This is a genomic window from Serratia sp. LACPHL-BACT-2024-00286 (genome assembly GCF_043109535.1).
GTDB classification, from domain to species: Bacteria; Pseudomonadota; Gammaproteobacteria; order Enterobacterales; family Enterobacteriaceae; genus Serratia; species Serratia sarumanii.
The window spans coordinates 1-19,639 of the sequence record NZ_JBICNA010000009.1 but is presented as its reverse complement, the minus strand read 5'-3'; the positions used below and the strand labels follow the sequence as shown (position 1 = coordinate 19,639).

Here is a 19,639-nt window from a genome sequence, read left to right as displayed (position 1 = left end):
TTGTGGGGGAAAGGCATAAAAAAACGGCCCCGATAAACGGGGCCGCGATGAGGCTCGCTAGCCGGTGTTGCGCATCCCGGCGGCGACGCCGGCGATGGTGACCATCAGCGCCTGCTCGACGCGGGCGTCCGGCTGCTCCTGCTGGCGTGAACGGTGCAGCAGCTCGGCCTGCAAGACGTTCAGCGGGTCGGTATAAACGTTGCGCAGCGCGATGGATTCGGCGATCCACGGCAGGTCTTCCATCAGGTGCGCATCGTTGGCGATGGTCAGCACCACCTTGATGTCGCTTTCCAGCTGATCGCGCAGCTGTTGGCCCAGCGGCCACAGCGATTTATCCACCAGGCGCTGATCGTAGTATTCCGCCAGCCACAGGTCGGCCTTGGCGAACACCATTTCCAGCATGGCGATGCGGGTGGAGAAGAACGGCCAGTCGCGACACATCGCCTCCAGTTCCGCCTGTTTGCCGGCTTTCACCGCCTCCTGCAATCCGGCGCCGGCGCCGAGCCAGGCCGGCAGCATCAGGCGGTTCTGCGTCCAGGCGAAGATCCACGGAATGGCGCGCAGGCTCTCTACGCCGCCGTTCGGCTTGCGTTTGGCCGGGCGTGAGCCCAGCGGCAGTTTACCCAGCTCCAGCTCCGGCGTGGCCGCGCGGAAGTAAGGCACGAAGTCCGGGTTTTCACGCACGTAGCCGCGATACATCCGGCAGGAGGTGTCTGACAGATCGTCCATCAGCGCCCGCCATTCTTTCTTCGGTTCCGGCGGCGGCAGCAGGTTAGCCTCGAGGATCGCGCCGGCATACAGCGCCAGGCTGCTGATGGTGACTTCAGGCAGGCCGAATTTGAAGCGGATCATCTCGCCCTGTTCGGTGACGCGCAGGCCGCCCTTCAGGCTGCCCGGCGGCTGCGACAGCAGCGCCGCATGCGCCGGTGCGCCGCCGCGGCCGATGGAACCGCCGCGGCCGTGGAACAGCGTCAGCGCCACGCCGGCCTTTTCACAGGTTTTGATCAGCGCGTCCTGCGCGCGGTACTGCGCCCAGGAAGCGGCCATCACACCGGCGTCTTTCGCCGAGTCGGAGTAGCCGATCATTACCATCTGTTTGCCCTGAATAAAGCCGCGATACCAGTCGATGTTCAGCAACTGAGTCATCACGTCGTCGGCGTTGTTCAGATCGTCGAGGGTTTCGAACAGCGGAGCGACCGGCAGCGCGAACGGGCAACCGGCCTCTTTCAGCAGCAGGTGCACCGCCAGCACGTCGGAAGGCGTGCGCGCCATCGAAATCACGTAGGCGGCGATCGAGCCCTGCGGCGCTTCGGCGATCACCCGGCAGGTTTCCAGCACTTCCTGCGTGTCGGCGCTCGGTTGCCATTTCAGCGGCACCAGCGGGCGTTTGGAGTTCAGTTCGCGGATCAGGAACGCCTGTTTATCGGCTTCCGACCAGCTTTCATAGTCGCCCAGCCCCAGGTAGCGGGTCAGCTCGGCGATGGCCTCGGTATGGCGGGTGCTTTCCTGGCGCACGTCGATGCGCACCAGCGGCACGCCGAAGCAGCGCACGCGGCGCAGGGTATCCAGCAGCTGACCGTTGGCGATGATGCCCATGCCGCAGGCCTGCAGCGATTGGTAGCAGGCATACAGCGGCTCCCACAGCTGCTCGTTGTTCACCAGCAGGTCGTGCGGCTTCAGCACGCGTTCGCCCTTCAGGCGGCCTTCCAGATAGGCCTGGGAGCTCATCAGCTGGCTGCGCAGCTGCTTCATGATTTCGCGGTACGGTTCCTGCACCTCGTCACCGCCGGCGCGGGCGCGCAGCTCCGGGGTACATTCGGTCATCGACAGCTCGGAGACCAGCACCTGAATATCGCGGGTGAACAGGTCGCAGGCTTTCCAGCGGCTGAGCAACAGCACATGGCGGGTGATTTCGGCGGTCACGTTCGGGTTGCCGTCGCGGTCGCCGCCCATCCAGGAGGTGAAGCGCACCGGCACCGCTTCCGCCGGCAGGCTGTAATCGATGGAGTTTTCCAACTGCTCGTTGAACTCGCGCAGGAACGCCGGCACGCCTTCCCACAGGCTGTTTTCCACCACCGCGAAGCCCCATTTGGCTTCGTCGATCGGGGAAGGGCGATGTTTGCGAATTTCATCGGTGTGCCACGACTGGGCCACCAGCTGGCGCAGGCGGCGCATGATCTTGTTGCGCTCGTAGTCGGCCAGATCGTTGTGATCGAGCTGGCTGAGACAGGTGTTGACCTCCACCAGCTTGTGGATCAGGGTGCGGCGGGTGATCTCCGTCGGGTGCGCCGTCAGTACCAGCTCGATGGAAAGTTGCGACACCGCGTGCTGCAGCTCTTTGTCGCTGAGCTTTTTGTCTTTGAGACGGCTGAACAGCTGCGCCAGCGCTTCCGGATTGCTGGCGGCTTCGCCGTTGGGCGAAATGCTGTGGTACTGCTCGGCGACGTTGGTCAGGTTGAGGAACTGGCTGAAGGCGCGCGCCACCGGCAGCAGCTCGTCGTTGGACAGGTTCTGCAGGGTGGAGAGCAGCTCCTGGCGATGCGCTTCGTTGCCGGCGCGTGAAGATTTGGAAAGCTTACGGATGGTCTCAACGCGATCGAGAATATGCTCGCCCAGCGCTTCTTTGATGGTATCGCCGAGCAATTTGCCGAGCATACTGACATTACTGCGCATTGCCGAATATTGTTCGTTCATATAACCCCTGACCCAGTTCTGTATGATTTTTATCTTGTAAATAAATTTCACGCGTCAGGCGCAGACCGCCTGCCTGATCACATCGCGTTCCTGTCCAATCGTCAATTGACACTATTTTTAGCAAAAAAACATCAAAATCGGCGCATTTTCTGAAATTTAATTACGCCGCATCGGTTATCAGCGTGGGTTATTTCGCCGTTTTCTACTTATTTTGAGTTAGGGGAAGCATAGCGCGTTTCCCCTGTTAAATGTCGGGTTTACTGCCGGCAAAAGTGATTGACCAGCTGGCCCAGCAGTTTGCGCGTCGGTTCGATAAACGCGGTGTCGATGTATTCGTCCGGCTGGTGGGCCTGATCGATGGAACCGGGCCCGAGCACCAACGTCGGGCAGACCTGCTGCACGAACGGCGCTTCGGTGCAGTAGTTGACCACCTGCGTGCGGGTGCCCAGCAGCTCCTCGATCACCGCCACCATGCGGTGGTCGGTCGGGCATTCGTAACCCGGCACCGACGCGTGCAGCTCTTCGATGGTCAGGCGGCCCGGCCAGCGTTGGCTCACCGGCTCCAATGCCTGATGCATCAGCTCGTTGATGTTGTCTAGCGTCATGCCGGGCAGCGGGCGGATATCCAGGTGCAGCTCGCAGCAGGCGCAGATGCGGTTGGCCGCGTCGCCGCCGCTGATATGGCCGAAGTTCATGGTGGGATAAGGCACGGCGAACGCCGGATTGTTGTAGCGCTCCTGCAGGGTTTTGCGCAGCTCCATCAGGCGACCGATGGATTCGTGCATCAGATCGATGGCGTTGACGCCGCGCGCCGGATCGCTGGAGTGGCCGGACTGGCCGACGATGCGAATGGCGTTGGCCATGTGGCCCTTGTGCGCGCGCACCGGCTGCAGCGAGGTCGGTTCGCCGATGATGGCGAAATCCGGACGAATGGCGGTGGAAGCGGCGAAATAACGCGCGCCGGCCATCGTCGTTTCTTCATCTGCGGTAGCCAGAATGTACAGCGGCTTGGTCAATTTGCTCGCGTCGATGTCGCGCACCGCATCCAGAATAAAGGCGAAGAAGCCTTTCATGTCGGCGGTGCCCAGGCCGTAGAGCTTGTTGTCGTGCTCGGTCAGGGTGAAGGGATCGCGCGTCCAGCGGCCTTCGTCGTAAGGCACCGTATCGGTATGGCCGGCCAGCAGCAGGCCGCCGCTGCCTTCGCCGATGCTGGCCAGCAGGTTGAATTTGTGGCGCGATTCCGGCACCGGCTGCACGTCGACGCGAAAGCCCAGGTCGGCAAACCAGCCGGCCAGCAAGTTGATTAACGCCTCATTGCTCTGATCGAGGCCGGCATCGGTGGCGCTGATCGACTTCGTTGCGATCAACGCCCGGTACAGCTCAATAAATGGAGGTAATTTCATCTTCACTGTTGACAGCCTTTGGTTAGGATAGTATCAATATTCATGCATTTATTTTGAATAAAAATACAGTAAGCCGACGCGTAAGGGAACCCGATACCCGGATGTTTATAAAAGCATCAACGCCTGGCTCCGTGGGTGAACGGCGCAACAACGCTGGCTAGCCCTGTTACCTGGGTCGCAAGCGACCGCACGTCAGTTTAGAAGGTGAAAGGCCACATGTTGAATACGCTGATCGTTGGTGCCAGCGGTTACGCCGGAGCGGAGCTCACGGCTTACCTGAATCGCCACCCACACATGAACATAACCGCTTTAGCGGTTTCAGCGCAAAGTGCAGATGCAGGAAAGTTGCTTTCCGATCTCCATCCCCAGTTGAAAGGCATCGTCGATCTGCCGCTGCAGCCGTTGACCGACGTTGCCAAGGCGGCGCAGGGCATCGACGTGGTGTTCCTCGCCACCGCCCATGAAGTCAGCCACGATATCGCACCGGCCTTCTTGGCGGCGGGCTGCGTGGTGTTCGATCTGTCGGGCGCCTTCCGCGTGCAGGACGCCGGTTTTTATAGCCAGTACTACGGTTTTGAACATCAGCATGGCGCCCTGCTGGAGCAGGCGGTATACGGCCTGGCGGAATGGCAGAGCGACAAGATTAAACAGGCGCAGCTGATTGCCGTGCCGGGCTGTTACCCGACGGCGGCGCAGCTGGCGCTGAAGCCGTTGATCGAGAAGCAGCTGCTGAACCTCGACCAGTGGCCGGTGATCAACGCCACCAGCGGCGTCAGCGGCGCCGGGCGCAAGGCCAGCATGACCACCAGCTTCTGCGAAGTGAGCCTGCAGCCGTACGGTATTTTCACCCACCGGCACCAACCGGAGATCGCCGCGCACCTGGGCGTGCCGGTCATCTTTACGCCGCACCTGGGCAACTTCCCGCGCGGCATCCTTGAAACCATCACCTGCCGCCTGAAGGCCGGCGTGACCGCGCAGGACGTGGCCGCCGCCTATCACGCCGCCTATGACGACAAGCCGCTGGTGCGGCTGTACGACCAGGGCGTGCCGGCGCTGAAAGCGGTGGTGGGGCTGCCGTTCTGCGACATCGGCTTTGCGGTGCAGGGCGAGCATCTGATCGCCGTGGCGGTGGAAGACAACCTGCTGAAAGGCGCGGCGGCACAGGCGGTGCAATGCCTGAATATCCGTTTCGGCTTCCCGGAAACCCAGTCACTCCTTTAAACCAGCGTGAGTAAACAGCAATGAACCCGTTAATTATCAAGTTAGGTGGCGTGTTATTAGACAGTGAAGAAGCGCTGGAGCGTCTGTTTACCGCGCTGGACAGCTACCGGCAGCAGCATCAGCGCCCGCTGGTGATCGTGCACGGCGGCGGCTGCGTGGTGGACGAACTGATGAAGCAGCTCTCTTTGCCGGTGGTGAAAAAGAACGGCCTGCGGGTCACGCCGGCCGATCAGATCGACATCATCACCGGCGCGCTGGCCGGCACCGCCAACAAAACGCTGCTGGCGTGGGCGATTAAACACCAAATCAACGCCGTCGGCCTGAGCCTGGCGGACGGCGGCAGCGCAGTCGTGACCCCGCTCGATCCGGCATTGGGCCACGTCGGCAACGCGCAGCCCGGTTCGCCCGCGCTGCTCAATACCCTGCTGAGCGCCGGCTACCTGCCGGTTGTCAGCTCCATCGGCATCACCGCCGATGGGCAGTTAATGAACGTGAACGCCGATCAGGCGGCGACGGCGCTGGCGGCGACGCTGGGGGCGGATCTGATCCTGCTGTCGGACGTCAGCGGCATCCTCGACGGCAAGGGGCAACGCATTGCGGAAATGACGGCGCAAAAAGCGGAACAACTGATCGCGCAAGGCATTATCACCGATGGTATGGTGGTGAAGGTGAATGCGGCGCTCGACGCGGCCCGCACCCTCGGCCGCCCGGTGGATATCGCCAGCTGGCGCCATGCCGATCAGCTTCCTGCTTTGTTTAACGGCGTGTCGATTGGCACCCGGATCCTCGCTTAATTTTAGAATTAGAAAGGAATAGATCATGCAAAACCAAGGCATCAAAAAAATCGTTCTGGCGTACTCCGGCGGCCTGGATACCTCGGCCATCATTCCATGGCTGAAAGAGAACTACGGCGGCTGTGAAGTGGTGGCGTTCGTGGCGGACATCGGTCAGGAGCGCAGCGATCTGGAAGGCGTGGAGCAAAAAGCCCTGCAGTCCGGTGCCTCTGAATGTCACGTGGTCGATCTGCGTGAAGAATTTATCCGCGATTACGTTTATCCGGTGCTGCAGACCGGCGCCCTGTACGAGGGCAGCTACCTGCTGGGCACCTCGATGGCGCGGCCGATCATCGCCAAGGCGCAGGTCGAGCTGGCGTTGAAAGTGGGCGCCGACGCGCTGTGCCACGGCGCGACCGGCAAAGGCAACGACCAGGTGCGCTTCGAGACCACCTACACCGCGCTGGCACCGCAGCTGAAAGTGGTGGCGCCGTGGCGTGAGTGGAACCTGCGTTCCCGTGAAGCGCTGCTGGATTACCTGAAAGAGCGCAACATCCCGACTACCGCGTCGTTGGAGAAGATCTACAGCCGCGATGAAAACGCCTGGCACATCTCCACCGAAGGCGGCGTGCTGGAAAGCCCGTGGAATGCGCCGAACAAAGATTGCTGGGTGTGGACCGTCGATCCGCAGGAAGCGCCGGACCAGCCTGAGCAGGTGACCGTCACCGTTGAGAAAGGCCGCGTCGTGGCGGTTAACGGTAAAGCGCTGTCGCCGTACCAGTGCCTGGAAACCCTGAACGCGCTGGGCGCCAAGCACGGCGTCGGCCGTATCGACATCGTGGAAAACCGCTTGGTGGGTATCAAATCCCGCGGCTGCTATGAAACCCCGGGGGGCACCATCATGGTGGCGGCGCTGCGCGCCGTCGAGCAGCTGGTGCTGGACCGCGACAGCTTCAAATGGCGCGAGCAGCTGGGCCTGGAGATGTCTTATGTGGTGTACGACGGCCGCTGGTTCGCGCCGCTGCGCCGCTCGCTGCAGGCCTCTGCCGAAGCATTGGCTGAAGAGGTGAACGGTGAAGTGGTGCTGCAGCTGTACAAAGGCCAGGTGACGGCGATCCAGAAAAAATCCGCCAACAGCCTGTACTCCGAAGAGTTCGCCACCTTCGGCGAAGACGAAGTTTACGATCACAGCCACGCGGGCGGCTTTATCCGCCTGTTCTCTCTGTCTTCACGCATCCGCGCGTTGAACGAGAAAAAGAATAAATAATCGATTGGCGTGACTCTGCAAGGGCGCAGCATGCTGCGCCCTTTCGCATAAAAATTCAGGAGTAAGATATGGCACTTTGGGGCGGACGGTTCACTCAGGCGGCGGATCAGCGGTTCAAGCAACTCAACGATTCGCTGCGGTTCGATTATCGCCTGGCGGAGCAGGATATCGTGGGCTCGGTGGCCTGGTCGAAGGCGCTGGTGACCGTTAACGTGTTGACGGCAACGGAGCAACAGCAGCTGGAGCAGGCGCTGAATGCGCTACTGACGGAGGTCCAGGCCGATCCTTTGGCGATCGTCCAAAGCGATGCCGAAGACATCCACAGCTGGGTGGAGCAGAAGCTGATCGAGAAGGTCGGCGATTTGGGCAAGAAGCTGCACACCGGCCGCAGCCGCAACGATCAGGTCGCGACCGATCTGAAGCTGTGGTGCAAACAGCAAGTCGGCGATCTGCATCAGGCGATCGTCCAGCTGCAGCAGGCGCTGGTGGAGACCGCCGAAGCCAACCAGGATGCGGTGATGCCGGGGTATACCCACCTGCAACGCGCGCAGCCGGTGACTTTCGCGCACTGGTGCCTGGCCTATGTCGAGATGCTGGCGCGCGATGAGAGCCGCCTGCAGGATACCCTGAAACGGCTGGACGTCAGCCCGCTGGGCAGCGGCGCGCTGGCCGGCACCGCTTATCCTATCGATCGCGAGCAGCTGGCCGGCTGGCTGGGCTTCGCCTCGGCGACCCGCAACAGCCTGGACAGCGTATCCGATCGCGATCACGTGCTGGAGCTGCTGTCCAACGCCGCCATCAGCATGGTGCACCTGTCGCGCTTCGCCGAAGACCTGATCTTCTTCAACAGCGGTGAAGCGGCGTTTGTCGAGCTGTCCGACCGTGTGACCTCCGGTTCTTCGCTGATGCCGCAGAAGAAAAACCCGGACGCGCTGGAGCTGATCCGCGGCAAGTGCGGCCGCGTGCAGGGCGCGCTGACCGGCATGATGATGACGCTGAAAGGCCTGCCGCTGGCGTACAACAAAGACATGCAGGAAGACAAAGAAGGGCTGTTCGACGCGCTCGACACCTGGATGGACTGCCTGCAGATGGCGGCGCTGGTGCTGGACGGCATTCAGGTGAAGCGCCCGCGCTGCCAGGAAGCGGCGGAGCAGGGCTATGCCAACGCCACCGAACTGGCGGATTACCTGGTCGCCAAGGGCGTGCCGTTCCGCGAGGCGCACCATATCGTCGGCGAGGCGGTGGTAGAAGCGATTCGCCAGGGCAAACCGCTGGAAGCGCTGCCGCTGGCGGACTTGCAGCAGTTCAGCGCAACGATCGGCGACGACGTTTACCCGATCCTGGCCTTGCAATCCTGCCTGGACAAGCGTGCGGCCAAAGGCGGCGTCGCGCCGCAGCAGGTGGCCGCGGCAATCGCCGCAGCGAAACAGCGTTTGGCTTGACGACGACAAGGGCGGCCCGGTGCCGCCCTTGAACCTCTACCCCGCCAGGCGTGCGCACAGATAACGGTTCAGACTCACGCCTTCCTCCATCGCGCCGATCGCCAGCCGCCGATGCTGTTCCGGCGTCATGCGCAACACCAGTTTTCCGCTGAAGTTCTTTTCCGCCAGCGCCTGCGGCGGCGTTTCACCTTGCGCCAACATATCGTCGATCGTTTCGCTCACCACTTTTTCGATACCCTCCAGCGCGCCGGTACGCGTGGCCGCCAGCCAGGACAACGAGGGGAATTCGGCGCACAGCCCGACATATTCACGATCTTCCGCTGACCAGGTGATGCGATAGGTATAGTGTTCATGCTTTTCCATGTTCTTCCTCCATTCTGGCTCCCTGCTTTATTCTAGTATCGTTATTGGTATCACTTCAATGTCGAAGCATAAAAAATGAACGCAGAAGGGCCGTGAGGCAAGAGGAGGGAGGAAAATGTGGAAAGTGCTGCGCAAAAAAACCGGGCCTGAAGGCCCGGTGGGGATGAACGGAGAATGAGAGGTTATTCGCCCGGGCAGCGCTGGCAGCGCTCGATTTCGGCCGTGCCGAGTTTGAGCTTCGCCTGCAGGTCACGCAGCGCGGTGCGCAAGCCTTCCTCGATCACCGGGTGATAGAACGGCATGTCCAGCATCTGATCGACGGTCATCTGTTGCTGATGCGCCCAGGCCAACAGGTGCGCGATGTGCTCGGCGTCCGGGCCGATCATTTCCGCGCCGAGGAAACGGCCGGTGCCTTGCTCGCCGTAGACGTGCAGAATGCCTTTGTTGCGCAGCATCACCCGCGAGCGGCCCTGATTCTCAAACGAGACCTGGCCCACTTCAAAGCAGCCGCAGGCGCTGAACTTCTCGCTCAGCTCGCGGAAGGTCGAGCCGACCATGGCGATCTGCGGATCGGAGAACACCACTGAAATCGCGCTGCGGCGCAGGCCCGGATTGATCTCCGGGAAACTGCCGGCGTTGGCGCCGGCGATGCGCGCCTGATCGCTGGCCTCATGCAGCAGCGGCAGCTGGTTGCTGGCGTCGCCGGCGATGAAAATATGCGGCACGCTGGTTTGCATCGTCAGGCGGTCGGCCAACGGCACTCCTCGGGCGTCGAGCTGTAAGCCGGTGTTTTCGAGGCCCAGCCGATCGACGTTGGGGCGGCGGCCGGTGGCGGCCAGCACGTAGTCCACCAGGATCTCCTGCGGTTGGCCCTGCAGATCCCGATAGCGGATAAATACGCGGTCGCCTTCGCGCTGCATCATCTCTACCTTCACGTCGGCGTCGAGATAGAACTCTTCCCCCAGCGCGTTGGCGGCGTAGTCGCGCACGGCGCTGTCGGTCAGCGGCCCGACGGCGCCGCCGATGCCGAAGACCTTGGTGTCGACACCGAGGCGGTGCAGCGCTTGCCCCAGCTCGAGCCCGATGACGCCAGGGCCGAATACCGCTACGGACTGCGGCAAATCATCCCAGTTGAACAGATCGTCGTTGACGATCAGACGATCGCCCAGTTCGTTCCACGGCGCCGGCCAGCTGGGGCGGGAACCGGTGGCGATCACGATGCGCTGCGCCACGATGCGCGTATGCTCGTCGACCTGCAGCGTGTTGTCGTCGATAAAGCGGGCATAGCCCTGAATTTTATCGCCGGCCGGGATCTCGTCCACGCCTTCCAGCACGAAGCCGACGAAGCGATCGCGTTCGCGTTTGACGCGCGCCATCACTTCGCGCCCGTCGATGCGGGTTGTACCGGTTGGGTGCACGCCAAAGCCCGGCGCGCGTTCGATTTGATGTACCGCTTCGGCAGCGGCGATCAGCAACTTGGATGGCATGCAGCCAACGCGCGCACAGGTGGTGCCGTAAGGCCCGCCTTCGATCATCACCACGCTGGGGGTAGACAGTTTGGCCGCGCGATAGGCGCCGAGCCCTGCGGTGCCGCCGCCGATGACCGCAACATCAACGTTCAACAGTTTCATATCCGCTCCTGAAAGGTAAAAAAAGGGCGGGCCGTAGCCCGCCAAAGTTCACGTTGGCTTTGTTATTACTTATTAAGCTGACAGGAAAGTTTCCAGATCGTCGCTGCCGCCGATGTGACGGCCGCCGATGAACACTTGCGGCACCGTGGCGCGGCCGCTGACGGCGCGCAGGCTGACGGTGGTGGCGTCTTTGCCCAGTACGATCTCTTCATACTGAATGCCGCGCTCTTGCAGCATTTGCTTGGCTTTGGCGCAGAATGGGCAGCCCGGCTTGGTGAACAGGGAGACCGACTCCTGCACTTTGAATTCCGGCGCCAGGTATTTCAGCATGGTGTCGGCGTCGGACACTTCAAACGGGTCGCCCGGCTTGTTCGGTTCGACGAACATTTTCTCGACCACGCCGTCGCGCACCAGCATCGAGTAGCGCCATGAACGCGGGCCAAAGCCCAGATCCGCTTTCTCGACCAGCATGTTCATGCCTTTGGTGAATTCACCGTTGCCGTCCGGCACGAAGGTGATGTTTTCCGCATGTTGATCGGCTTTCCAGGCGTTCATCACGAAGGTATCGTTCACCGAGACGCACAGAATGCCGTCGACGCCGTGCTGCTTGAATACGCTGGACAGTTCGTTGTAGCGCGGCAGATGGCTCGAAGAACAGGTTGGCGTAAATGCGCCCGGCAGCGAGAACACGATAACGGTTTTGTTTTTGAACAGGTCATCAGTGGTCACATCAATCCATTGGTCGCCCTGACGGGTGTGGAAAGTAACCTGAGGAACTTTCTTGCCTTCTTGACTGGTAAACATTGATTAACCCCTTAATTAGCAAAATTAATTTTTAGCATTTAGCGCGATATCGCTTCGTTGGGACACATTATTGTCGCTGGGGGTTGATAGATCTAATCGCTCATTGCTATCTTATCTATCGCCATGAGCTATCATGGAATGGAGGGAAACAATGAATATTCGTGATTTAGAGTATCTGGTCGCCTTGGCCGAGCACCGGCACTTCCGCCGCGCGGCCGATTCATGCCATGTAAGCCAACCCACGCTGAGCGGGCAGATCCGCAAGCTGGAAGACGAGTTGGGCGTCATGCTGCTCGAGCGCACCAGCCGCAAGGTGCTGTTCACCCAGGCGGGTCTGCTGCTGGTGGAGCAGGCGCGTACCGTGCTGCGCGAAGTGAAAGTATTGAAGGAGATGGCCAGCCAGCAGGGCGAAGCCATGTCCGGGCCGCTGCACATCGGCCTGATCCCGACCGTGGGGCCTTATCTGCTGCCGCAGATCATCCCGACGCTGCACAAAACTTTCCCGAAACTGGAAATGTACCTGCACGAAGCGCAAACCCAGCAACTGCTGGCGCAACTCGACAGCGGCAAATTGGACTGCGCCATTCTGGCATTGGTGAAGGAAACCGAGGCGTTTATCGAAGTGCCTCTGTTCGATGAACCGATGAAGCTGGCGGTGTATTCCGATCACCCGTGGGCGCAGCGCGAGCGCGTGGCGATGCCGGATTTGGCGGGAGAGAAGCTGCTGATGCTGGAGGATGGGCACTGCCTGCGCGATCAGGCGATGGGCTTCTGCTTCCAGGCGGGCGCGGACGAAGATACCCACTTCCGCGCCACCAGTCTGGAAACGCTGCGCAATATGGTCGCGGCCGGCAGCGGCATTACCCTGCTGCCGTCACTGGCGGTGCCGCCGCAGCGCGAACGCGACGGCGTCTGCTATCTGGATTGCTACAAGCCGGAACCGAAGCGCACCATCGCGTTGGTGTATCGCCCCGGTTCCCCACTGCGCAGCCGTTATGAGCAGTTGGCCGAAGCGATCCGCGAGCACATGCAGGGCTACATCGACAACGCGTTAAAACAGGCGGTTTAAGCCGTTAAGCGCCGCCACCCGGTAGGCTTCGGCCATGGTCGGATAGTTGAAGGTCGTATTAACGAAATACTCGATAGTATTGCCTTCACCTTTCTGTTCCATGATCGCCTGACCGATGTGGATGATCTCCGCCGCACGCTCGCCGAAGCAGTGGATCCCGAGGATCTGCAGGGTGTCGCGATGGAACAGGATCTTCAGGCTGCCTACGTTCATCCCGGCGATCTGCGCGCGCGCCAGATGCTTGAACTGGGCGCGGCCCACTTCATACGGCACCTTCATCGCCGTCAGTTCCTGCTCGGTTTTGCCGACGGAGCTGATTTCCGGAATGGTGTAGATGCCGGTCGGGATATCTTCGATTAGGTGACCGCTGGCTTCGCCGGAAGCGATCGCCTGCGCGGCGATGCGGCCCTGATCGTAGGCGGCGGAAGCCAAGCTCGGATAGCCGATCACGTCACCGACCGCATAGATGTGCGACAGCGCGGTTTGGTACATGCTGTTCACCTTCAGTAGCCCGCGGCTGTCCGATTCCAGGCCGACGTTTTCCAACCCCAGCGAATCTGTGTTGCCGGTACGGCCGTTGGCGTACAGCAGGCAGTCCGCTTTCACCTTCTTGCCGGACTTCAGGTGCACGATCACGCCGTCTTCGGTGCCTTCAATCTTCTCGAACTCCTCGTTGTGGCGGATCACCACGCCGTTGTTCCAGAAGTGGTAAGAGAGCGAATCCGACATCTCCTGATCGAGGAATGCCAGCAGGCGATCGCGGGTGTTGATCAGATCGACCTTGACGTTCAGACCGCGGAAGATAGACGCGTATTCGCAGCCGATCACCCCGGCGCCGTAAATGATCACGTGGCGCGGTTCATGGCTCAGTTCGAGAATGGAGTCGCTGTCATAGATGCGCGGGTGATTGAAATCGACGCTGGCCGGGTGATAAGGGCGCGAGCCGCAGGCGATCACGATGTGGTCGGCGCGGATGGTGTCCTGGGTGCCGTCCATGTAGCTGACGCTGACGGTGTTGGCGTCGATGAAACGCGCGTCGCCGGCGAACAGTTTGCACTGGTTCCGCTCATAGAACCCTTGGCGCATGCGGGTTTGCTGGCTGATGACGTTATCGGCGTGGCGTAAAATGTCAGGGAAGGTCGCGCTGAGCGTGCGCGAGTTGTTGTAAAGCGGGTTCTGGTTGAATTCGATAATGCGGCTGACGGCGTGGCGGAGGGCTTTGGAAGGGATGGTGCCCCAGTGGGTACATCCGCCGCCTACGTTGTTGTACCGTTCGATAACGGCCACGCGGGCGCCCTGTTTCACCAGCCCCATGGCGGCACCTTCACCACCAGGGCCCGAGCCAATCACAATGGCATCAAATTGATAGTGCTGTTGCATGTAGGAGAGACCTGTTTTTTATACAAGATTACAACGGTATCTTAACATCATAGCGCTGCTCACCCAATCACCATTAGGCTTTTTGAGGCAAAGCACAATCGGCTCAGGGCGGAAGTGTGATAGAGCGCGTTAGTATAAATGCTGTTGCAATAAAATTTGCTATATTGCCGAGTCTAGGGCGTTAGACTGAGAGAATGGAACCTATCCGGATATGCATATGGGCGTCAGAGCACAACAAAAAGAACGGACTCGTCGTTCCCTGATCGAAGCCGCATTCAGCCAGCTGAGCGCCGAACGCAGCTTCGCCAGCCTGAGCCTGCGGGAAGTTTCACGCGAGGCGGGCATCGCGCCCACGTCGTTTTACCGCCATTTCCGCGATGTGGATGAGCTGGGGCTGACCATGGTGGACGAAAGCGGCCTGATGCTGCGTCAGTTGATGCGCCAGGCGCGCCAACGCATCGCCAAGGGCGGCAGCGTGATCCGCACCTCGGTGTCCACCTTTATGGAATTTATCGGCAACAACCCGAACGCCTTCCGTCTGCTGCTGCGTGAGCGCTCCGGCACGTCGGCGGCATTCCGTGCGGCGGTGGCGCGCGAGATCCAGCATTTCATCGCCGAACTGGCGGACTACCTCGAGTTGGAAAACCACATGCCGCGCAGCTTTACCGAAGCGCAGGCGGAAGCGATGGTCACCATCGTGTTCAGCGCCGGCGCGGAAGCGCTGGATATCGACGTCGAGCAGCGGCAGCAGCTGGAAGAGCGGCTGGTGCTGCAGCTGCGGATGATCTCCAAAGGGGCGTATTACTGGTATCGCCGCGAACAAGAAAAAGCTTCTGTGTCCCACGTATAAAAAAGGTAAAAAATGATGGAAAAACCAGGCCGTGAAAATGGCACCTTACTGCTGGCGTTGATTGCCGGCCTTTCGATCAACGGTTCGTTTGCCGCGCTGTTCAGCTCGGTGGTGCCGTTTTCGATCTTCCCGCTGATCGCGTTGGTGCTGGCGGTGTACTGCCTGCATCAGCGTTACCTGAACCGCGCTATGCCGGACGGCATGCCGAAGCTGGCGGCGGCCTGTTTCCTGCTGGGGCTGCTGCTGTACAGCGCCATCGTGCGCGCCGAATACCCGCAGATCGGTTCCAACTTCCTGCCGTCGGTGATCTGCGTGGCGTTGGTGCTGTGGATCGGGATGAAACTGAAGGCGCGCAAGGCGCCGGATGCGCCGACTCAAGAGTCGTAATGAAACGGGGCGCCATGATGGCGCCCCTGTCGTATCAGCGGTGCTTTTCCAGCAGCACGCCGCATTCCATGTGATGGGTATACGGGAACTGATCGAACAGCGCCAGGCGGCTGACCCGGTGCGTGGCCTGCAGCGTTTCCAGGTTGGCGCACAGCGTTTCCGGATTGCATGAGATATACAGAATGCGCGGGTAGGCCTGCACCATCTTCACCGTTTCCTCGTCCAGCCCGCTGCGCGGCGGATCGACGAAAATCGTCTCGCAGTTGTAGCCGCTCAGATCGATGCCTTTCAATCGGTTGAATTCGCGCACCCCGTTCATCGCCTGAGTGAAGTCTTCCGCCGCCATGCGGATGATCTGCACGTTGTCGATATGGTTGGCGGCGATGTTGTACTGCGCCGCCGCCACCGACGGTTTGGCGATTTCGGTCGCCAGCACGCGCTCGAAATTGCGCGCCAGCGCCAGCGAGAAGTTGCCGTTGCCGCAATACAGCTCCAGCAAATCGCCTTTGGAACCGGCGGTCACCGCCAGCGCCCATTCCAGCATCTGCACGTTCATGGCCGCGTTGGGCTGAGTGAAGCTGTTTTCCACCTGGCGGTAGATCATGTCGCGGCCGGCGACCGGCAGCACTTCGTCAACATAATCCTGGTCGAGCATGATTTTGGTCTTCGACGCCCGGCCGATCAGCTGCAGGTCGAAACCCTGCGCGCGCAGATCGTCGCGCAGCTGCTCGGCGCGCCGTTGCCAAACGTCATCCAGCTTGCGGTGGTACAGCAACGAGGCGATGATTTTGCCGCTTTGCGTCGACAGATAATCGATCTGGAACAGCTTGTGACGCAGGATCGGTTCCGGTTTCAGCGCGGCGATCAGGGCGCTCATCAGGCGGTTGATCAGTTCGCTGGCGGCCGGGAAACGATCGACGCGAATACGCTGCTTGGTCTGCTGATCGAACATGATGTGGTACATGTCGTCCGCGTCGTGCCAGATGCGGAATTCGGCGCGCATGCGGTAGTGGTCGACTGGCGAGCGGAACACTTCCGGCTCGGGCGCCGCGAACGGTGACATCAACGTCTTCAGGCGGGCGACTTTCTCCGCCAGTTGGTCATCGTAACGTTCAATAGGCAAATTCTCGGGCGTCATGTGTGTCTTCTCGTCAGGCAAATTTGATCAGCGGGGATTGTAGGGAATCAGCCCGTGAAGTCCAGTTTTGTCGCGTTTATTATTTGTAACATTAGTAGCAGTCTAGACATCTATTTTCATTGATCGTAGCATTGCCGTCCGGCCTCAAGCAGCGAGTGAAAAGGGAATCCGGTGTGAATCCGGAGCTGACGCGCAGCGGTAAGGGGAAGTCACGGCGATAGCGTTTCGACGCAGACACTGTCCATTGCAGGATGGGAAGTCATCGCCCGTTGCCGGTCGCGCCCCGCGGCCTGCAAATCCCAAGCCCGAAGACCTGCCGGTGTTACGTCGCAATGTCCGTGGCCGTCGCGAACTATCGGCCATGATCCTGCGGCATCCGCCAATTAAGTTTGGATGCTTTTCTCATGACAATTACAAAAAATACGCTGCTGGCGGTGGTTTCCTCCGTCACGGCTTTTTCTGGATGGGCGCAAGACAACACCACAACCACGAATGGCGATAACCTGGTGGTGACCGCCAACCGCTTCCCGCAGCCGGTTTCTTCCGTGCTGGCGCCGACTTCCATCGTCACCCGCAACGATATCGATCGCTGGCAGGCCAAGAGCCTGACCGACGTGATGCGCCGCCTGCCGGGCGTGGATGTTGGCCAGAACGGCGGGCTGGGGCAAAAGAGCTCGCTGTTTATTCGTGGCACCAACTCCAGCCACGTGCTGGTGCTAATTGACGGCATTCGCCTTAACCAGGCGGGCGTCAGCGGCTCTTCCGATCTTAGCCAAATCCCAATTTCGCTGGTGCAGAAAGTCGAATACATTCGCGGCCCGCGCTCGGCGGTGTACGGCTCCGACGCCATCGGCGGCGTGGTCAACATCATTACCACCCGCGAAAAGAACGGCACGACGCTTTCCGCCGGCCTCGGCTCCAACGGCTATCAATCCTATGACGCGTCGACCCAACAGCAGCTGGGCGACAGCACCGTGGCGACGGTGGCGGGCGACTACACCTATACCAAAGGGTATGACGTGGTGGCCTATGGCAGTACCGGTATGCAAAGCCAGCAGGATCGCGATGGCTTTATGAGTAAATCGCTGTATGGTGCGCTTGAGCATCAGTTCAGCGAATCGGTCAGCGGTTTTGTACGTGGGTATGGCTACGACAACCGCACGGCGTACGATAGTTACTATTCCTCTCCGGCCAGCTCTCTGCTAGATACTCGCAAGCTGTACAGCCAAACCTGGGATACCGGATTGCGTTATAAAGAAGGCATTTACGCAACACAATTGACCGGCAGCTACAGCCATAGCAAGGATTACGATTACGATCCTCGCCGCGGTATGCATGACAGCTCGGCCAGCCTGGTGGATTCCGAACAGTACAACCTGCAGTGGGGCAATACGCTGCAGGTTGGACAGGGTACCGTAAGCTCTGGCGTCGACTGGCAGCAACAGAAAATCAAACCGGACTCCACCACCGTAAAGGGTGAAAAAAGCCAACGTGATGCAGGCATCTATCTGACCGCGCAGCAACTGGTTGGCCCGGTGACGCTGGAAGGCGCGGTTCGGGGTGACGATCATTCCGAGTTTGGCTGGCACGGCACCTGGCAAACCAGCGCGGCCTGGGAGTTCGTCGAGGGATACCGTTTTATCGCGTCGTATGGCACGGCGTTCAAAGCACCCAATATGGGCCAGCTATACGGCAACTTTGGCAATAACACCGATCTGAAGCCGGAAGAAAGCAAGCAGTGGGAAGGCGGTTTTGAAGGGCTGACCGGGCCGGTGACCTGGCGCATCTCCGGTTATCGCAACGACATTGACAATTTGATCGATTCGACGGGGGAAACCAACTACGTCTACTACAACGTGGGTAAGGCGACCATCAAAGGGATTGAAGCGACGGCGTCTTTTGATACCGGCCCGCTGACGCACCAGATTGGTTACGATTATGTCGACCCGCGCAACGCAAAAACTCACGAAGTGCTGCTGCGCCGCGCCAAACAGCAGGTGAAATATGAGCTGGACTGGCAGCTGTATGACTTTGACTGGGCGGTGACTTATCAATATTTGGGTCAACGTTATGACAAGGACTACAGTACCTATCCGGAGCAGAGCGTGAAACTCGGCGGCGTGAGCCTGTGGGATCTCGCAGTTTCGTATCCGGTCACATCTCATCTGACAGTTCGTGGTAGAATTGCCAACCTGTTTGATAAAGATTATGAGACGGCCTATGGCTACGCTACTCCAGGAAGAGAATACTACCTCACTGGAAGCTATACCTTCTAACAGCACCGCCACACCTCGCCCGACGGTGCTGGTTTTCGATTCCGGCGTCGGCGGGCTGTCGGTATATCAGGAGATTCGGCAGTTGCTGCCGGATCTCCACTATATATACGCTTTCGACAACGTGGCGTTCCCCTACGGTGAGAAGTCCGAAGAGTTTATCGTTGAGCGCGTGATGGAGATTGTCGGCGCAGTGCAGCAGCGGCATCCTCTGGCGATTGTCGTCATTGCCTGTAACACGGCCAGCACCGTCTCTTTGCCGGCCCTGCGCGAGCGCTTCAGTTTCCCGGTCGTGGGCGTGGTACCCGCCATCAAGCCTGCCGCCCGTCTTACCGTCAATGGCATTGTCGGCCTGTTGGCGACTCGCGGCACCGTACAGCGCAGCTACACCCACGAACTGATTTCCCGTTTCGCTACCGACTGCAAGATTGAGCTGCTGGGCTCTTCAGAGCTGGTGGAGCTGGCGGAGGCCAAGCTGCACGGCGAAGCCGTGCCGTTGCCGGTACTGAAGAAGATCCTGCATCCGTGGCTGAGCATGCGCGAGCCGCCGGATACCGTCGTGCTGGGCTGCACCCATTTCCCTCTATTAGCTGAAGAGCTGATGCAGGTGTTGCCGGAAGGCACCCGGCTGGTGGATTCCGGCGCGGCGATTGCCCGTCGTACCGCCTGGCTCATCTCGACGCAGGAAAATCTGGTCTCGAGCCAGGAAGAGAATCTGGCCTATTGCATGGCGTTGAATGAAGATACTGACGCTTTATTGCCCGTTTTGCAGAGCTACGGCTTTAAATCGTTGAAAAAACTGCCGCTTTAACGGTGTTTTGGTTAAACATTCAACGGTCGGAAAAAATATTGAAAATAGGGGTTGCGGCCTGCCGAGAACTCCCTATAATGCGCCTCCACTGACCGGGAACAACGACTGACAAGCCGCCGGGTCAGCGAGAAGA

At 60.1% G+C, this 19,639-nt stretch carries 16 protein-coding genes and 1 riboswitch; of the genes, 9 read left to right on the top strand and 7 right to left on the bottom strand.

Annotated elements, in window-relative coordinates; all coding sequences use genetic code 11:
• Nucleotides 1-57: 57 nt before the first annotated feature.
• On the bottom strand, nucleotides 58-2,694 hold the full coding sequence (gene ppc, locus ACF8MC_RS22450) for a phosphoenolpyruvate carboxylase (RefSeq protein WP_033638623.1): 2,637 nt from the start codon (nucleotides 2,692-2,694) through the stop codon (nucleotides 58-60).
• A gap of 257 nt (nucleotides 2,695-2,951) precedes the next feature.
• Nucleotides 2,952-4,097, bottom strand: a complete 1,146-nt coding sequence (gene argE, locus ACF8MC_RS22445; protein ID WP_033649896.1) for an acetylornithine deacetylase — start codon at nucleotides 4,095-4,097, stop codon at nucleotides 2,952-2,954.
• A 216-nt stretch (nucleotides 4,098-4,313) separates the two neighbouring features.
• Here argE and argC point away from each other — a divergent pair, with 216 nt between their 5' ends.
• From argC to argH, 4 genes are all read left to right on the top strand, one after another.
• Complete coding sequence (gene argC, locus ACF8MC_RS22440; RefSeq protein WP_025304655.1) at nucleotides 4,314-5,318, top strand: N-acetyl-gamma-glutamyl-phosphate reductase; 1,005 nt, start codon at nucleotides 4,314-4,316, stop codon at nucleotides 5,316-5,318.
• Between the two features lie 20 nt (nucleotides 5,319-5,338).
• Entirely contained in the window at nucleotides 5,339-6,112 is a 774-nt protein-coding gene (gene argB, locus ACF8MC_RS22435; RefSeq protein ID WP_033636427.1) for an acetylglutamate kinase, read from the top strand.
• 25 nt (nucleotides 6,113-6,137) lie between these two features.
• Nucleotides 6,138-7,358: an argininosuccinate synthase gene (locus tag ACF8MC_RS22430; protein WP_033649897.1), complete on the top strand. Its 1,221-nt coding sequence runs from the start codon at nucleotides 6,138-6,140 to the stop codon at nucleotides 7,356-7,358.
• A 68-nt stretch (nucleotides 7,359-7,426) separates the two neighbouring features.
• Entirely contained in the window at nucleotides 7,427-8,800 is a 1,374-nt protein-coding gene (gene argH / locus ACF8MC_RS22425; protein WP_033636426.1) for an argininosuccinate lyase, read from the top strand.
• A gap of 36 nt (nucleotides 8,801-8,836) precedes the next feature.
• On the opposite strand, the gene ACF8MC_RS22420 is transcribed toward argH, so the two are convergent.
• The 3 genes from ACF8MC_RS22420 to ACF8MC_RS22410 all read right to left on the bottom strand — a co-directional run bounded on the left by ACF8MC_RS22420 (nucleotide 8,837) and on the right by ACF8MC_RS22410 (nucleotide 11,598).
• Nucleotides 8,837-9,163 carry a type II toxin-antitoxin system HicB family antitoxin gene (locus tag ACF8MC_RS22420; RefSeq protein WP_033649898.1) on the bottom strand — a complete coding sequence of 109 codons (327 nt, stop codon included), beginning with the start codon at nucleotides 9,161-9,163 and terminating at the stop codon, nucleotides 8,837-8,839.
• A 182-nt stretch (nucleotides 9,164-9,345) separates the two neighbouring features.
• Complete coding sequence (locus ACF8MC_RS22415; protein WP_049212130.1) at nucleotides 9,346-10,794, bottom strand: dihydrolipoyl dehydrogenase; 1,449 nt, start codon at nucleotides 10,792-10,794, stop codon at nucleotides 9,346-9,348.
• Between the two features lie 72 nt (nucleotides 10,795-10,866).
• Nucleotides 10,867-11,598 (bottom strand): glutathione peroxidase, encoded by a 732-nt coding sequence (locus ACF8MC_RS22410; protein ID WP_019452251.1) that lies wholly within the window; start codon nucleotides 11,596-11,598, stop codon nucleotides 10,867-10,869.
• 151 nt (nucleotides 11,599-11,749) lie between these two features.
• Between ACF8MC_RS22410 and oxyR the strand changes: the two genes are divergently transcribed.
• Complete coding sequence (oxyR, locus tag ACF8MC_RS22405; RefSeq protein ID WP_033636422.1) at nucleotides 11,750-12,667, top strand: DNA-binding transcriptional regulator OxyR; 918 nt, start codon at nucleotides 11,750-11,752, stop codon at nucleotides 12,665-12,667.
• Here the strand turns inward: oxyR and sthA are convergent.
• Nucleotides 12,650-14,047 (bottom strand): Si-specific NAD(P)(+) transhydrogenase, encoded by a 1,398-nt coding sequence (gene sthA / locus ACF8MC_RS22400; protein WP_004931047.1) that lies wholly within the window; start codon nucleotides 14,045-14,047, stop codon nucleotides 12,650-12,652. The two genes, oxyR and sthA, sit on opposite strands and share 18 nt — an antisense overlap.
• 217 nt (nucleotides 14,048-14,264) lie before the next feature.
• On the opposite strand from sthA, the gene fabR reads away from it, so the two are divergent.
• Together fabR and ACF8MC_RS22390 are read left to right on the top strand one after the other, a co-directional pair.
• Nucleotides 14,265-14,897, top strand: coding sequence for an HTH-type transcriptional repressor FabR (gene fabR, locus ACF8MC_RS22395; protein ID WP_004931044.1), 633 nt, complete (start codon nucleotides 14,265-14,267; stop codon nucleotides 14,895-14,897).
• 15 nt (nucleotides 14,898-14,912) lie between these two features.
• The gene (locus ACF8MC_RS22390; RefSeq protein ID WP_025304650.1) at nucleotides 14,913-15,284 is read left to right on the top strand and encodes a YijD family membrane protein; all 372 of its coding nucleotides are present in this window, start codon (nucleotides 14,913-14,915) and stop codon (nucleotides 15,282-15,284) included.
• Nucleotides 15,285-15,318: 34 nt separating this feature from the next.
• Here the strand turns inward: ACF8MC_RS22390 and trmA are convergent, their stop codons facing one another.
• Entirely contained in the window at nucleotides 15,319-16,422 is a 1,104-nt protein-coding gene (gene trmA, locus ACF8MC_RS22385; RefSeq protein WP_033636420.1) for a tRNA (uridine(54)-C5)-methyltransferase TrmA, read from the bottom strand.
• Between the two features lie 122 nt (nucleotides 16,423-16,544).
• Nucleotides 16,545-16,758: riboswitch (cobalamin riboswitch) on the top strand.
• A 68-nt stretch (nucleotides 16,759-16,826) separates the two neighbouring features.
• Between trmA and btuB the strand changes: the two genes are divergently transcribed.
• Complete coding sequence (btuB, locus tag ACF8MC_RS22380; protein ID WP_033649900.1) at nucleotides 16,827-18,698, top strand: TonB-dependent vitamin B12 receptor BtuB; 1,872 nt, start codon at nucleotides 16,827-16,829, stop codon at nucleotides 18,696-18,698.
• The gene (gene murI / locus ACF8MC_RS22375) at nucleotides 18,643-19,506 is read left to right on the top strand and encodes a glutamate racemase (protein WP_033649902.1); all 864 of its coding nucleotides are present in this window, start codon (nucleotides 18,643-18,645) and stop codon (nucleotides 19,504-19,506) included. The genes btuB and murI overlap by 56 nt, the downstream gene beginning before the upstream one ends.
• Nucleotides 19,507-19,639: the final 133 nt, after the last annotated feature.

What these genes read in the sequence shown, in the direction of transcription:
- fabR (WP_004931044.1), top strand. Translation starts at nt 14,265, where the DNA reads ATGGGCGTCAGAGCACAACAAAAAGAACGGACTCGTCGTTCCCTGATC.
- ppc (WP_033638623.1), bottom strand. Translation starts at nt 2,694, where the DNA reads ATGAACGAACAATATTCGGCAATGCGCAGTAATGTCAGTATGCTCGGC.
- ACF8MC_RS22390 (WP_025304650.1), top strand. Translation starts at nt 14,913, where the DNA reads ATGGAAAAACCAGGCCGTGAAAATGGCACCTTACTGCTGGCGTTGATT.
- argB (WP_033636427.1), top strand. Translation starts at nt 5,339, where the DNA reads ATGAACCCGTTAATTATCAAGTTAGGTGGCGTGTTATTAGACAGTGAA.
- sthA (WP_004931047.1), bottom strand. Translation starts at nt 14,047, where the DNA reads ATGCAACAGCACTATCAATTTGATGCCATTGTGATTGGCTCGGGCCCT.
- argC (WP_025304655.1), top strand. Translation starts at nt 4,314, where the DNA reads ATGTTGAATACGCTGATCGTTGGTGCCAGCGGTTACGCCGGAGCGGAG.
- ACF8MC_RS22430 (WP_033649897.1), top strand. Translation starts at nt 6,138, where the DNA reads ATGCAAAACCAAGGCATCAAAAAAATCGTTCTGGCGTACTCCGGCGGC.
- argE (WP_033649896.1), bottom strand. Translation starts at nt 4,097, where the DNA reads ATGAAATTACCTCCATTTATTGAGCTGTACCGGGCGTTGATCGCAACG.
- murI (WP_033649902.1), top strand. Translation starts at nt 18,643, where the DNA reads ATGGCTACGCTACTCCAGGAAGAGAATACTACCTCACTGGAAGCTATA.
- btuB (WP_033649900.1), top strand. Translation starts at nt 16,827, where the DNA reads ATGACAATTACAAAAAATACGCTGCTGGCGGTGGTTTCCTCCGTCACG.
- trmA (WP_033636420.1), bottom strand. Translation starts at nt 16,422, where the DNA reads ATGACGCCCGAGAATTTGCCTATTGAACGTTACGATGACCAACTGGCG.
- ACF8MC_RS22420 (WP_033649898.1), bottom strand. Translation starts at nt 9,163, where the DNA reads ATGGAAAAGCATGAACACTATACCTATCGCATCACCTGGTCAGCGGAA.
- ACF8MC_RS22415 (WP_049212130.1), bottom strand. Translation starts at nt 10,794, where the DNA reads ATGAAACTGTTGAACGTTGATGTTGCGGTCATCGGCGGCGGCACCGCA.
- argH (WP_033636426.1), top strand. Translation starts at nt 7,427, where the DNA reads ATGGCACTTTGGGGCGGACGGTTCACTCAGGCGGCGGATCAGCGGTTC.
- ACF8MC_RS22410 (WP_019452251.1), bottom strand. Translation starts at nt 11,598, where the DNA reads ATGTTTACCAGTCAAGAAGGCAAGAAAGTTCCTCAGGTTACTTTCCAC.
- oxyR (WP_033636422.1), top strand. Translation starts at nt 11,750, where the DNA reads ATGAATATTCGTGATTTAGAGTATCTGGTCGCCTTGGCCGAGCACCGG.